Source organism: Acidovorax sp. GW458-11-26-14-TSB4 (assembly GCF_059423865.1).
Genome location: NZ_JBWKYR010000005.1, coordinates 285,426 through 298,699 on the forward strand (window position 1 = coordinate 285,426; position 13,274 = coordinate 298,699).

General features: G+C 68.1%; 13 protein-coding genes. 5 read left to right on the forward strand and 8 right to left on the reverse strand.

The window, feature by feature from the left end:
• The first annotated feature begins 100 nt into the window (after nucleotides 1-100).
• From AC07X5_RS13880 to AC07X5_RS13890, 3 genes are read left to right on the forward strand one after another with little or no spacing between them, the layout of a single operon-like run.
• The gene (locus tag AC07X5_RS13880; RefSeq protein WP_494770638.1) at nucleotides 101-1,813 is read left to right on the forward strand and encodes an acyl-CoA dehydrogenase family protein; all 1,713 of its coding nucleotides are present in this window, start codon (nucleotides 101-103) and stop codon (nucleotides 1,811-1,813) included.
• A 36-nt stretch (nucleotides 1,814-1,849) separates the two neighbouring features.
• Nucleotides 1,850-2,824: a Bug family tripartite tricarboxylate transporter substrate binding protein gene (locus tag AC07X5_RS13885; protein WP_494770639.1), complete on the forward strand. Its 975-nt coding sequence runs from the start codon at nucleotides 1,850-1,852 to the stop codon at nucleotides 2,822-2,824.
• A gap of 7 nt (nucleotides 2,825-2,831) precedes the next feature.
• Nucleotides 2,832-3,962 (forward strand): CaiB/BaiF CoA transferase family protein, encoded by a 1,131-nt coding sequence (locus AC07X5_RS13890; protein ID WP_494770640.1) that lies wholly within the window; start codon nucleotides 2,832-2,834, stop codon nucleotides 3,960-3,962.
• A gap of 18 nt (nucleotides 3,963-3,980) precedes the next feature.
• Here the strand turns inward: AC07X5_RS13890 and AC07X5_RS13895 are convergent, their stop codons facing one another.
• The 6 genes from AC07X5_RS13895 to AC07X5_RS13920 form a co-directional block, all read right to left on the reverse strand.
• Nucleotides 3,981-5,021, reverse strand: a complete 1,041-nt coding sequence (locus AC07X5_RS13895; protein ID WP_409954424.1) for an amino acid ABC transporter substrate-binding protein — start codon at nucleotides 5,019-5,021, stop codon at nucleotides 3,981-3,983.
• 212 nt (nucleotides 5,022-5,233) lie between these two features.
• Complete coding sequence (locus AC07X5_RS13900; RefSeq protein WP_494770641.1) at nucleotides 5,234-5,740, reverse strand: GNAT family N-acetyltransferase; 507 nt, start codon at nucleotides 5,738-5,740, stop codon at nucleotides 5,234-5,236.
• Between the two features lie 4 nt (nucleotides 5,741-5,744).
• Nucleotides 5,745-7,079: a phosphoglucosamine mutase gene (gene glmM / locus AC07X5_RS13905; protein ID WP_409954422.1), complete on the reverse strand. Its 1,335-nt coding sequence runs from the start codon at nucleotides 7,077-7,079 to the stop codon at nucleotides 5,745-5,747.
• A 67-nt stretch (nucleotides 7,080-7,146) separates the two neighbouring features.
• A complete protein-coding gene (gene folP, locus AC07X5_RS13910) occupies nucleotides 7,147-8,004 on the reverse strand; it encodes a dihydropteroate synthase (RefSeq protein ID WP_494770642.1) in 858 nt (285 codons plus the stop codon).
• Nucleotides 8,005-8,196: 192 nt separating this feature from the next.
• Nucleotides 8,197-10,128: an ATP-dependent zinc metalloprotease FtsH gene (ftsH, locus tag AC07X5_RS13915; protein ID WP_409954420.1), complete on the reverse strand. Its 1,932-nt coding sequence runs from the start codon at nucleotides 10,126-10,128 to the stop codon at nucleotides 8,197-8,199.
• Between the two features lie 193 nt (nucleotides 10,129-10,321).
• Nucleotides 10,322-10,984 carry an RlmE family RNA methyltransferase gene (locus AC07X5_RS13920; RefSeq protein WP_409954419.1) on the reverse strand — a complete coding sequence of 221 codons (663 nt, stop codon included), beginning with the start codon at nucleotides 10,982-10,984 and terminating at the stop codon, nucleotides 10,322-10,324.
• A 33-nt stretch (nucleotides 10,985-11,017) separates the two neighbouring features.
• Here AC07X5_RS13920 and AC07X5_RS13925 point away from each other — a divergent pair, with 33 nt between their 5' ends.
• Nucleotides 11,018-11,494 (forward strand): YhbY family RNA-binding protein, encoded by a 477-nt coding sequence (locus tag AC07X5_RS13925; protein ID WP_409954418.1) that lies wholly within the window; start codon nucleotides 11,018-11,020, stop codon nucleotides 11,492-11,494.
• A gap of 5 nt (nucleotides 11,495-11,499) precedes the next feature.
• Nucleotides 11,500-12,273 carry a glycosyltransferase gene (locus AC07X5_RS13930; RefSeq protein WP_494770643.1) on the forward strand — a complete coding sequence of 258 codons (774 nt, stop codon included), beginning with the start codon at nucleotides 11,500-11,502 and terminating at the stop codon, nucleotides 12,271-12,273.
• Between the two features lie 10 nt (nucleotides 12,274-12,283).
• Here AC07X5_RS13930 and AC07X5_RS13935 read toward each other — a convergent pair whose 3' ends face one another.
• Together AC07X5_RS13935 and greA are read right to left on the reverse strand one after the other, a co-directional pair.
• Nucleotides 12,284-12,745: a DUF4149 domain-containing protein gene (locus AC07X5_RS13935; RefSeq protein WP_494770644.1), complete on the reverse strand. Its 462-nt coding sequence runs from the start codon at nucleotides 12,743-12,745 to the stop codon at nucleotides 12,284-12,286.
• Between the two features lie 14 nt (nucleotides 12,746-12,759).
• Nucleotides 12,760-13,236: a transcription elongation factor GreA gene (gene greA, locus AC07X5_RS13940; RefSeq protein WP_494770645.1), complete on the reverse strand. Its 477-nt coding sequence runs from the start codon at nucleotides 13,234-13,236 to the stop codon at nucleotides 12,760-12,762.
• Between the last annotated feature and the right edge of the window lie 38 nt (nucleotides 13,237-13,274).

A 13,274-nucleotide genomic window follows, 5' to 3' on the forward strand; every position in this document is an offset into this window, starting at 1 on the left:
ACCCTTCAATGATATTCAAATCGGAATGAACAAGACCTAATCAATATTAGACAGAAATTGATCACCAGCCAAGAATCGCGGCAAAGGAGACAGACACGCCATGCCCACCCGCTCTTCGCCACCCGATGCGGCAGCCCCCAGCCACCCCGTGCCCGACCGCCATGGCGCCAGCCTCTACGCCAGCGATACCGAGCTGCACCGGCTGCTGGCCCTGTACCTGCCGGCCGACCTGCTGGCGCACATGCGCCCGCACTTCGAGCGGCTGGGCGCACTGGCGGGCGGCGTGCTCGACGAGTTGGCCGGCACCGCCGACCGCAACCCGCCCACCCTGTCGCTGCGCACGCGCACCGGCATCGACCGGCAAACGGTGCACAAGCACCCGGCCTACGTGGAGATGGAGCGGCTGGCCTTCAGCGAGTTCGGCCTGGCCGCGATGTCGCACCGCGAGGAGACACTGGGCTGGAAGGGCCGCATGCCGCCGCTGGTCAAGTACGTGCTGACCTACCTTTTCGTGCAGGCCGAGTTCGGCCTGTGCTGCCCGGTGTCCATGACCGATTCGCTGGCGCGCACCCTGAAGAAGTTCGGCAGCCCCGAACTGGTCGCGCGCTTCCTGCCGCGCCTGCAGCACCTGGACTTCGACCGCGTGGCCCAGGGCGCCATGTTCATGACCGAGCAGGCCGCCGGCTCGGACATCGCAGCCACCGGCACGCGCGCCCACCTGGATGAACAGGGGCAGTGGCGCCTGACCGGCGACAAGTGGTTCTGCTCCAACCCCGATGCCGATCTCGCGATGATGCTGGCGCGCTGCGATGGCGGCGCGCCGGGGCTGAAGGGCGTCTCGCTGTTCCTGCTGCCGCGGCTGCTGGACGACGGCACACCCAACCGCTACCGCATCCTGCGGCTCAAGGACAAGCTGGGCACACGCTCCATGGCCAGCGGCGAGATCCGGCTCGAAGGGGCTGTGGCCTACCTGGTCGGAGAGCAGGGCCGGGGTTTCGTGCAGATGGCCGACATGGTGAACAACTCGCGCCTGTCCAACGGTGTGCGCGCCGCCGGCCTGATGCGCCGCGCCGTGGCCGAGGCCGGGCACATCGCCCGTGAGCGCCAGGCCTTCGGCAAGCGCCTGCAGGACATGCCGCTGATGCAGCGCCAGCTGCACAAGCTGCTGCTGCCGGCCGAGCAGGCCCGCAGCATGGTGTTCCAGACCGCCCAGGCGCTGGCGCGCTCCGACGCGGGCGAGGCGGGCGCCTACCCGCTGCTGCGCATCCTCACGCCGCTCATCAAGTTCCGCGCCTGCCGCGATGCGCGCAAGGTGACCGGCGATGCCATGGAGGTGCGTGGCGGCTGCGGCTACATCGAGGAATGGAGCGACCCGCGACTGGTGCGCGACGCGCACCTGGGCTCGATATGGGAGGGCACCAGCAACATCGTGGCGCTGGACGTGGTGCGCGCAGTGCAGCGCGAGGGCTCGCTGCCTGCGCTGCAGGCCCATTGCGAGGCACTGCTGGACGATGCCGCCATCGCTGCAGGCTTTGCGGCCGCGCTGCGCGGCGCGCTGGCACGCGCCGCAGCGCTGGCCCTGCTCGCGGCCGAGGAAGGCGGCGATGTGCTCGCACGCCAGGCCGCCTCGGCGCTCTACCACGTCACCAGCGCCATCGCCATGGCCTGGGAGGGCGCGCGCGGCGGCTCCACGCAGCGCATCGAATGGGCACAACTGGTCCTGCTGCACCGCGTGCTGCCGCGCGACCCGCTGGCCCCGGCGCGCTTGCCGCAGGAATGGACCGGCGGCGCCACGCACACCGTCCCGGCCTGAATCGCTTTCCTGCACACAACCACACGGAGACAAGCCATGCGATTTTTCACCACCCTCGTGCTCGCCGCGGCCGCCGCCCTGCCGTTGATGCCGCCGGCCCATGCCGACACCTTTCCGGACCGCCCCATCACGCTGGTGATCCCCTTCCCGCCCGGCGGCCCCACCGATGCCATGGCGCGCACGCTCGCGGCCGAGATGAAGGACCGGCTGGGCCAGCCGATGGTGGTGGAAAACCGCGCCGGAGCCGGCGGCAACATCGGCGCGGAGTACGTGGCGCGTTCCGCCGCCGATGGCCAGACCCTGCTGTTCGGCACCTCGGGCCCGCTGGCCATCAACGCCAGCCTCTACCGCAAGATCGGCTACGACCCGGTGAAGAGCTTTGCGCCCGTGATCCAGGTCGGCCACCTGCCCAACATCCTGGTGGTGAACCCCGCAGTACCGGCAAGGAACGTGAAGGAGCTGATCGCCCATGCCAAGGCTTCGCCCGGCAAGCTGAGCTATGCCTCATCGGGCAACGGCGCCTCGTCGCACCTGGCGGGCGTGCTGTTCAACGCCTCGGCCGGGGTGGACCTGCAGCACATCCCCTACAAGGGCACCGGGCCTGCGCTCACCGACCTGCTTGGCGGGCAGGTGACCATGAGCTTCACCGACGTGCTCACCGCCCTGCCCTACGTCAAGAGCGGCAAGCTGCGCGCGCTGGGCATCACCACGGCCGCGCGTTCCCAGGCGCTGCCCGACGTGCCGACGGTGGCCGAGCAGGGCGTGGCAGGCTACGACGTGAGCGTGTTCTTCGGCATCGTTGCGCCCGCGGGCACGCCGCCCGAGCGCATCGCCAGGCTCAACAAGGCCTTCACCGAGGTGCTGGGCACGGCCAAGGTGAAGGAGCTGTTCGCCTCCCAGGGCCTGGAGCCCGCCCCGTCGAGCAAGCCCGAGCAACTGGGCCGGTTCATCGAGGCGCAGAAGACCTCGTGGGCCGGCGTGGTGCGGCAGTCCGGCGCCCAACTCGACTGAGGCCAGCATGCACACACCCGACAACCGCGCCCACGGAGCGCTGGCCGGCATCCGCGTGCTGGACATCTCGCGCATCCTGGGCGGGCCCTACTGCGGCCAGATCCTGGGCGACCATGGCGCCGACGTGCTCAAGGTGGAGCCGCCGCAGGGCGACGATACGCGGACCTGGGGCCCGCCCTTCAAGGACGGTGTCGCCTCGTACTACCAGGGGCTCAACCGCAACAAGCGCTGCATGCACCTGGACCTGGGCAGCCCCGAGGGCCGCGAGGCGCTGCTGGCGCTCCTGGCCGAGGCGGATGTGCTGGTCGAGAACTTCAAATCCGGCACGATGGAACGCTGGGGCATCGGCTACGAGGAATTGTCACGGCGCTTTCCGCGCCTGGTGTGGTGCCGCGTTACGGGCTTCGGGTCCGATGGCCCGCTGGGCGCCCTGCCCGGCTACGACGCTGCGGTGCAGGCCATGGCGGGCATCATGAGCATCAACGGCGAGGCCGAAGGCGGCCCGCTGCGCGTGGGCCTGCCCGTGGTGGACATGGTGACCGGCCTGAACGCCGTCATCGGCGTGCTGCTGGCGCTGCACGAGCGGCAGCGCAGCGGCTGCGGGCAGTTCGTCGAAGCCGCGCTGTACGACAGCGGCCTGTCGCTGCTGCACCCGCATGCGGCCAACTGGTTCCTGGACGGCAACACGCCCCGGCGCACGGGCAACGCGCACCCCAACATCTACCCCTACGACACCCTGGCCACGCGCACGCAGCCGCTGTTCGTCGCCGTGGGCAATGACCGGCAGTTCGCCAGCCTGTGCCGCTGCATCGGCGTGCCGACGCTGGCGGACGACCCCCGCTATGCCCGGGCCGGCGACCGCTCGGTGAACCGCGTGGCGCTGAAGGCCGCACTGGAAGACGCGATGCAGCACTTCGACGGCAGCACGCTGGTGGACACGCTGATGGCCGCCGGCGTGCCCGCCGCGCCGGTGCTGTCGGTCGATGCGGCGCTGGCGCATCCGCACACCGCGCACCGGCAGATGGTGGTGGACCTGCCGGGCGGCTACCGCGGCATCGGCGCGCCGGTCAAGCTCAGCCGCACGCCGGCCACCTACCGCCATGCGCCCCTGACGCCAGGGACGGGCTTCGAGGGCTGAGCGCGCCCACGGCAGGCCTCAGCGGATGGGGAAGGCGTACATCAAGCCGTTCTTGTTCCACAGGTTGTTCAGGCCGCGCTGCAGGCCCAGGGCCGACTTGGGACCCACGTTGCGCTCGAAGATCTCGCCGTAGTTGCCCGTGGTCTTGACCGCGCGGGCCAGCCAGTCGCGGTCCAGGCCCAGCAGCTTGCCCGTGTCTTCGGTGGTGCCCAGCAGGCGCTGCACCACGGGGTCGGTGCTGCCGCTCTTCTGGCGCTCCACCGAGGCCTGGGTCACGCCGTACTCCTCGGCCTCGATGAGGCCGTAGACCACCCATTTGACGATGGCGAACCATTCGTCGTCGCCGCGGCGCACCATGGGACCGAGCGGCTCCTTGGAGATCAGCTCGGGCAGCACCACGTGCTCGGCAGGGTTCTTGGCCTCCTTGTTGCGTACCGAGGCCAGGCCCGAGGCGTCCGTGGTGTAGCCCACGCAGCGGCCCGAGAAATAGGCGGCCGTGGCGGCCTCGACCTTCTCGAACACGGCAGGCTTGATGCCCAGGTCGTGCGTCCTGGAATAGTCGACGAGGTTCTTTTCGGTCGTGGTGCCCGACTGCACGCACACGGTCTGGCCCTTGAGCTGCTTCATGCTCTTGATGTTGCTCTTCTTGAGCACCATCACACCCTGGCCATCGTAGTAGGTGACGGCGGTCTGGTGCAGGCCCATCGACGCATCGCGCGTGAGCGAAAAGGTGGTGTTGCGCGACAGCACGTCGATCTCGCCCGACTGCAGGGCCGTGAAGCGCTGCACGGTGCTCAGCGGCACGAACTTGACCTTCTCCCCATCGCCCAGCACGGCGGCGGCCACCGCACGGCAGATGTCCACGTCCAGACCCGACCAGCGGCCCCCGGCATCGGCCACGGAGAAGCCGGCCAGCGCCGTGTTGACGCCGCAGACGACCTGGCCCCGGGCCTTGATGCCATCCAGCGTCTTGCCCGCGTGCGCGGACAAGGGCACTACTGCCCAGGTGGCGGCGAGGAGCAGGCTGCTGGCTGCGGCGCGCAGGGGGAAGTGGGTCATGAAAGGCGTGCTCCTTCTTGAATGGGCGGCCGCGGCGCACCCTGCGCACCACCGGCCGCCACCTTGTGGGTGCGAGATTCTGGACGATGCGCGCCGTGCACCTGCATCGGGGTTTACGAGGATGGCTCCGACAGGCTACACGCATTGGGCCGCCGCAGGCGAAAGCAAACAGCTGCTTACAAAGGCCGGCGTGGTAGCGGCCAGCCTGGCGGTCAGGCCAGCTTCTTCTGCAGGAACTGCGCCTGCCCCATCGCCGGGTCCAGTGCGTAGGGCGCAAAGCCCTCGCGCAGGTACAGCGCCATGGCGCTGGTGTTGCCCGCCAGGACCTCGAGCGTGAGCTTGCACGCGCCACGCTCACGCGCGATGGACTCCACCAGCGCGAACATGCGCTGCGCGATGCGCTGGCCACGCCAGCCCGGGGCCACCACCACGTCGTGCACATTCACCAGGGGCTGGCAGGCAAAGGTGGAAAAGCCCTCGAAGCAATTGACCAGGCCCACGGGCACGGCGCCGCCGTCCTGCTGTGCCCAGGCGATCACACTGAAGGCCTGGGGGCGCTGCTGCAACGCGGCGGGCAGACCCTGCAGCACCTGCTCGGCCAGCGGCTGGCCACCACCGGCGGCGTCGCGGGCATAGCCGTCGAGCAATTGCACCAATGCCTGGGCATCGCCGGGGTGGGCATAGTCCACGCGGCGTACTTCAATCGGTACGGGGGCCATGGAATCAACCGGCACGCGCGGCATCGGCCAGGCGCTGTGCGCTGCGGCTGGCCAGTTCGGCTGCGCGCGCCTCGACCATCACGCGCAGCAGGGGTTCGGTACCGCTGGCACGGATCAGCACGCGGCCGGTGCTGCCCAGTTCCTGCTTCACGGCCTCGGTCTCGCGCGCCAGCAAGGCGTTGGACTTCCAGTCCTGCCCGGGCGCCAGGCGCACGTTGAGCAGCACCTGGGGGTACAGGGTGACGTCGCTGAGCAGCTCGGGCAGCTTCCTGCCGCTGCGCACGCAGGCCTGCAGCACCTGCAGGGCGCTGACCAGGCCATCGCCGGTGGTGTGGCGGTCCAGCGCCAGCAGGTGGCCCGAGCCTTCGCCGCCCAGCGTCCAGCCGTGGCGGGCCAGCTCTTCGAGCACGTAGCGGTCGCCCACCTTGGCGCGCACGAACTGCACGCCGCGCTGCTGCAGCGCCACTTCCACGGCCATGTTGGTCATGAGCGTGCCGACCACGCCGGGCACCTCTTCGCCGCGGCCCAGGCGGTCGGCCGCCATGAGGTACAGCAGCTCGTCGCCGTTGTACAGGCGGCCCGCCGCGTCCACCATCTGCAGGCGGTCGGCGTCACCGTCGAGGGCAATGCCGTAGTCGGCGCGGTTGGCGCGCACCGAGCGCACCAGCGCCTCGGGGTGCGTGGCGCCCACTTCATGGTTGATGTTCAGGCCATCGGGCGCGCAGCCGATGGAGATCACTTCGGCGCCCAGCTCATGGAACACCTTGGGCGCCACCTGGTAGGCCGCGCCATGGGCACCATCGACCACGATCTTCAGGCCCTTGAGCGTGAGGTCCTGCGGGAAGGTGCTCTTGCAGAACTCGATGTAGCGGCCCGCCGCGTCGTCGAGGCGGCGCGCCTTGCCCAGGCTGGCCGAGTCGGCCCACACGGGGGCCTCGGCCAGCGCCGTTTCCACCGCCAGCTCCCAGGCGTCGGGCAGCTTGGTGCCCTGGGCGCTGAAGAACTTGATGCCATTGTCGGGAAAGGCATTGTGGCTGGCGCTGATCACCACGCCCAGGCTGGCGCGCTGGGCCCGCGTGAGGTAGGCCACGCCCGGCGTGGGCAGCGGGCCGAGCAGCACCACGTCGACCCCGGCGGAATTGAAGCCCGATTCCAGCGCGCTTTCGAGCATGTAGCCCGAGATGCGCGTGTCCTTGCCGATCAGGACCGTGGGGCGTTCTTCGGTGCGGCGCAGCACGCGCCCCACGGCATGGGCCAGGCGCAGCACGAAGTCGGGGGTGATGGGGGCCTGGCCCACGGTACCGCGGATGCCGTCGGTGCCGAAATACTGGCGTGTCATGGGGGAAATCTCCTCGGGTTCTATCGCTTATTGGTTCTGCCGTGCGCCTGCCATCGGCGCGCGGCCTTCACGGCTGTGCCGGTCGCTGTTCCTGTTGCTGCTGATCCATCGCCTGCCAGACGGCCAGGGCAGTCACCGTCTCGGCGACGTCGTGCACGCGCACGATGCGCGCGCCGTTCACCACCGCCAGCAACGCGGCCGCCACGCTGGGCAGCATGCGTTCGCCGGCCACGGCCAGCCCCGTCACGGCCCCCAGGGACGACTTGCGCGACCAGCCGGCCAGCACGGCGTAGCCTGTGGCCACCAACTCCTGCTGGCGCGCCAGCAGCGCAAAGTTCTGCTCCACCGTCTTGCCGAAGCCGATGCCGGGGTCCAGCGCAATGCGCCCACGGGCCACGCCCAGCCCCCGCAGGTTCTCTGCCGCTTGGGCGAGGAACGAAAGCACCTCGCTCACCACGTCGCCCGCCATGGGCGCCACCTGCATGGTCTGCGGGTCGCGGTGCATGTGCATCAGGCAAACCCCGCACAGGGGGTGGCCTGCCACCACGGCCGCCGCGCCGGGCTGGCGCAGCGCCCACACGTCGTTGACGATGTCGGTCCCAAGGTCCAGCACGGCCTGCATGACTTCCGGCTTGTAGGTGTCCACCGAGACCGGTACGCCCAGCGTGACGGCCCCCTGCACCACGGGCAGCACGCGGGCCAGTTCCTCGGCCAATGGCACCGCCGGGCTGCCGGGACGGGTGGACTCACCGCCGATGTCCAGGATGTGGGCGCCGTCCTTCACCAACTGTTCGCAATGGCGCAGTGCCGATGCCGTGCCGGCATGCTGCCCGCCGTCCGAGAAGGAGTCGGGAGTGACGTTGACGATGCCCATGACCTGCGGCCGGGCAAGGTCGATGGCGAAGCGGGAGGTCTGCCAGAGCATGGAAAGGGAGAGGTCCACCGGGGACTGAGAGACGGCCGCTGGGGGCACGCAGGCAGATGGAGGAAGCAAAAAAGGGGGATGCGCAATACGGGGGAAGGTGCCGCCGCCGGCCCGGCCACGAAAAACGGGGCACTGGGCCCCGTTGGTGCGATTCAACCGCGCTGGCTCGTCCTTCCCGCCTGTCGGTGTCCGTCAGGCGGCCGATGGAGCGGCCGGCGCAGCAGCCTCGGTGGCCACGGCCGGTGTGCCGCCGCCAGGGGTGTCACCACCCGACGAAGGCGTGCGCGGCGTCCAGTCCTTGGGAGGACGGGGCGGCTTGCCGGCCATGATGTCGTCGAGCTGCTCGGTATCGATGGTTTCCCATTCGAGCAGGGCCTTGGCCATGGCGTGCATCTTGTCGCTGTTCTCTTCGATCAGGCGGCGCGCCAGGTCGTACTGCTCGTCGATGATGCGGCGCACTTCGCTGTCGACCTTTTCCATGGTCTGCTCGCTCATGTTGGTGGTCTTGGTGACCGAGCGGCCCAGGAACACTTCGCCCTCGTTCTCGGCGTAGACCATGGGGCCCAGGGCCGTGGTCATGCCGTAGCGGGTGACCATGTCGCGCGCAATGTGCGTGGCACGCTCGAAGTCATTGCTGGCACCGGTGGTCATCTGGTTCATGAACACTTCTTCGGCGATGCGGCCACCGAACAGCATGCTGATCTGGTTGAGCATGTACTCGCGGTCGTAGCTGTAGCGGTCCTGTGCGGGCAGGCTCATGGTCACGCCCAGGGCCCGGCCACGGGGGATGATGGTGACCTTGTGTACCGGATCGCACTTGGGCAGCAGCTTGCCGATCAGGGCGTGGCCGGACTCGTGGTAGGCCGTGTTGCGGCGCTCTTCCTCGGGCATGACCATGCTCTTGCGCTCGGGGCCCATGAGGATCTTGTCCTTGGCCTTCTCGAAGTCCTGCATCTCCACGGTGCGGGCGTTGCGGCGCGCAGCCATCAGCGCAGCCTCATTGCACAGGTTGGCCAGGTCGGCGCCGCTCATGCCGGGCGTGCCGCGGGCGATGATGCTCGGGGCCACGTCCTGGCCGATCGGGATCTTGCGCATGTGCACGTTCAGGATCTGCTCGCGGCCACGGATGTCGGGCAGCGTCACATACACCTGGCGGTCGAAGCGGCCGGGGCGCAGCAGGGCCGCGTCCAGGATGTCGGGGCGGTTGGTGGCAGCCACCACGATCACGCCCAGGTTGGTCTCGAAGCCGTCCATCTCGACCAGCATCTGGTTCAGGGTCTGCTCGCGCTCGTCGTTGCCACCGCCCAGGCCGGCACCGCGCTGGCGGCCCACGGCGTCGATTTCATCGATGAAGATGATGCAGGGGGCGTTCTTCTTGGCGTTGTCGAACATGTCGCGCACGCGGGCCGCGCCCACGCCGACGAACATTTCCACGAAATCGGAGCCCGAGATGCTGAAGAACGGCACCTTGGCTTCGCCCGCGATGGACTTGGCCAGCAAGGTCTTGCCAGTGCCGGGAGGGCCGACCAGCAGCAGGCCGCGCGGAATGCGGCCGCCGAGCTTCTGGAACTTCTGCGGGTCCTTGAGGAAGTCCACGACTTCCTTGACTTCTTCCTTGGCCTCGTCGCAGCCGGCCACGTCCGCGAACGTGACCTGGTTGTTGTTCTCGTCGAGCATGCGCGCCTTGCTCTTGCCGAAGCTGAAGGCGCCGCCCTTGCCGCCGCCCTGCATCTGGCGCATGAAGTACACCCACACGCCGATCAGCAGCAGCATGGGGCCCCAACTGACCAGCAGGGTCATGAGCAGGGAGCCTTCCTCGCGGGGCTTCACGTCGAACTTGACGTTGTGGCTGATCAGGTCGCCCACGAGGCCGCGGTCGAGCACGGAGGCATTCGTGCGGATCTTGCGGTCGTCGTTGGTGACGGCCACGATCTCGCCGCCGGAGAGGCCTTCGGGGATGGTGGCGCTCTTGATACGGTTGTTACGAACTTCCTCGAGGAATTCGGAGTACCCGATATGTCCTGCGCTGGCGCCGCCACGGGTGTCAAACTGCTTGAATACCGTGAACAGCACCATGGCAATGACCAGCCATACGGCAATTTTTGAAAACCACTGATTGTTCAAGCGGGGCTCCAGTTGCAAGGGAGAAAGGGCGACGGTCACAAAGCCGTCACGGCCTATATGTGGCCCATTTTAGGTCTTTCAAGCCGAGGCGCCATGGCTATTCCCCCTAGCGGCCATGGGCACCGCTCGGGATTTGCGGGGGTTTTTCACACATTGGTGCTCGTTTTCCCCGTCTTTTTGCCATTTCGGCCGATCAGGCCGGCTTCTTGAGCCCCATGCCCACGAGGAAGGTTTCCGACGACTTGTCGCGAGAGGCCTTGGGCTTGAGCGGCTTGACCACCTTGAAGGTCTGCTTGAACAAGGTCACCAGGTCGCTGTAGCCGCTGCCATGGAACAGCTTGACCACCAGCGCCCCATCGGGCTTGAGGTGGGCGGTCGCAAAATCCACCGCCAGCTCCACCAGATGGGAAATGCGGGCCGCGTCGGCCGATTCAATGCCCGAGAGATTCGGCGCCATGTCCGACACCACCACATCGACCACCCGCCCTTCCAGTGCCGCCTCCAGCTGCGCAAGCACCGATTCCTCGCGGAAATCGCCGTTCAGGAAGGTCACCCCCTCGATGGGCTCCATGGGCAGGATGTCCAGGGCGATGATGCTGCCGTTGAGCTGGCCGGTGGCGGCGCCGCTCGGAGACAGGCGCCGGCGCACATACTGGCTCCAGGCGCCGGGGGTGGAGCCCAGGTCCACCACGGTGTTGCCGGGTTTGATGAGGTGCAGCTGCTCGTCGATTTCCTTGAGCTTGTAGGCCGCGCGGGCCCGGAAACCCTCTTTCTGGGCCAACTTGACGTAGGTGTCATTGACGTGGTCGTTGAGCCACGCCTTGTTGACCTTCTTGCTTTGGGTTTTAACTTTCATTGCATTTTTCTTTCAGCCTCGATAATACGGCCCATGCCCCAAATTCAACTGACTCCCGCCGAGCGCCGGGAATACCGCGCCGAAGCCCACCACCTTGACCCCGTGGTCCTCGTGGGCGGCGATGGTCTCACGCCTGCCGTGCAAAAGGAAATCGACGCGGCCCTGAACGCCCACGGGCTGATCAAGGTGCGTGTCTTCGGTGACGACCGTGCCGCGCGCGAACTGATGTACCAGCAGCTTTCCGCCGACCTGAACGCCGCGCCCATCCAGCACATCGGCAAGCTACTGGTGCTGTGGCGCCCCAAGCCCGCCAAGGAACGTGTGATCGACGAAGACCGCATGCCCGGCCCGCGCGACGTGAAGGTGCTCAAGTTCAGCAGCCGCGCCGGCCAGCGCCCCGAGGTCAAGCAGCTGCGCGTGCTGGGCAACCAGCGCCTGACGCCTGGCGGCCAGATCAAGCGGGCCAAGAAGCCCAAGCAGAAGTCCGTCAAGAAGCGCCAGGCCGACTGATCCGCATGGTCGTCGTCGCCGCCACGCCCGCGGGCAGCGCCGCGCCCTCGGTGGGCCAGCGCCACGTCATCTGCATGAAATGGGGCACGAAATACGGCCCCGAATACGTCAACCGCCTGTATGCGATGGTGCGCCGGCACCTGTCGGGCGACTTCAACTTCGTCTGCCTCACCGACGACAGCGCCGGCATTCGCAGCGAGGTGCAGTGCCTGCCCATTCCGCCACTCGACCTGCCTGCCGGCATCCCCGAGCGCGGCTGGACCAAGCTCGTCACCTTCAGCGCCGATCTGCACGGCCTCAAGGGCACGGCCCTGTTCCTGGATGTGGACGTGGTCGTCACGGGTTCGCTCGATGATTTCTTCACCCGGCCGGGTGAATTCCTCATCATCCACGACTACAAGCGTCCCTGGCGCATCACCGGCAATTCATCGGTGTACCGCTTCGAGCTGGGCGCCCACCCGGACGTGCTGGACTATTTCCGCGGCCATTTCGCCGAAATCCGCGAGCAGTTCCGCAACGAGCAGGCCTACCTGTCGGACTTCCTGCACCGCCAGGGCAAGCTGGCCTACTGGCCAGCCGCCTGGTGCCCGAGCTTCAAGTACCACGGCATTCCCGCCTGGCCCAGCAACTACTGGAAGGCGCCCTTCGTGCCACCGGATGCACGCATCGTGATCTTCCACGGCGAGTGCAACCCGCCCGATGCGCTGGCGGGCCGGCGCAACCGGCGTTTCCGCTACATCCGGCCCGCCACCTGGGTGGCGGAGCACTGGCACGAGTGAGCAGGCTGGCTCAGGGACCGGGCTGCGCGGGCGCCGGCCCGGCCAGGTCCTCGGCGAGCTCGGCCCGAAGGGCCACGGTGCGCCACAGCACCACCAGCGCGCATACCCACTGCAGCACATACATGCCCGTGCCCACGGAATGCCACAGGCGCAGGTCCTGCCGCGCCACGATGCGTGGCGACACGCCGAACTGCACCAGCAGGGCGAGCAGCAGGCCGCCGAGCACGAAACCCAAGGCCGCCTTGGCCCAGGGCTCCTGGAATTCTTCGTGCCGGCGCCGGGAAATGAGCAGCAGCAGCACGCAGCAGACCACGGTGACCCAGGTCTGAGCAGCAAACAGCTTCGCTGCCATCTGCCCGGCCAGCGCGGGCGATGGCAGGTGGGCGAACAGCATGGGCACCACCAGGAAACCCACGGTGGTGAGGCTGCCCCACCACAGGGCGGCAGCCAGGGCCGGCAGGCGTGCAAACATCGAAGAGCCAGGCCTCAGACGTAACTGACGGCCACCACCTCGTAGCGGCGGATGCCGCCGGGTGCCTGCACTTCGGCGGTATCGCCCTCTTCCTTGCCGATCAGCGCGCGCGCGATGGGGCTGGAGATATTGATCAGGCCCTGCTTGAGGTCGGCCTCGTCTTCGCCCACGATCTGGTAGGTCACGGTATCGCCCGTGTCCTCGTCTTCGAGCTTCACCGTCGCACCGAACACCACGCGGCCACCGGCGTCCAGCTCGGTCGGGTCGATGATCTGCGCGGCGGACAGCTTGCCTTCCACTTCCTGGATGCGGCCTTCGATGAAGCCCTGGCGGTCCTTGGCGGCCTCGTACTCGGCGTTTTCGCTCAGGTCACCCTGGGCGCGGGCGTCGGAAATGGCCGTGATCACCCAGGGGCGGTCCACGGTCTTCAGGCGGTGCAGCTCTTCGCGCAGCTTCTCCGCGCCGCGCTTGGTGATGGGAATGGTGGTCATGTCCGTCGTCGTTCGGGTTTGTAAAAAAACGACACCGC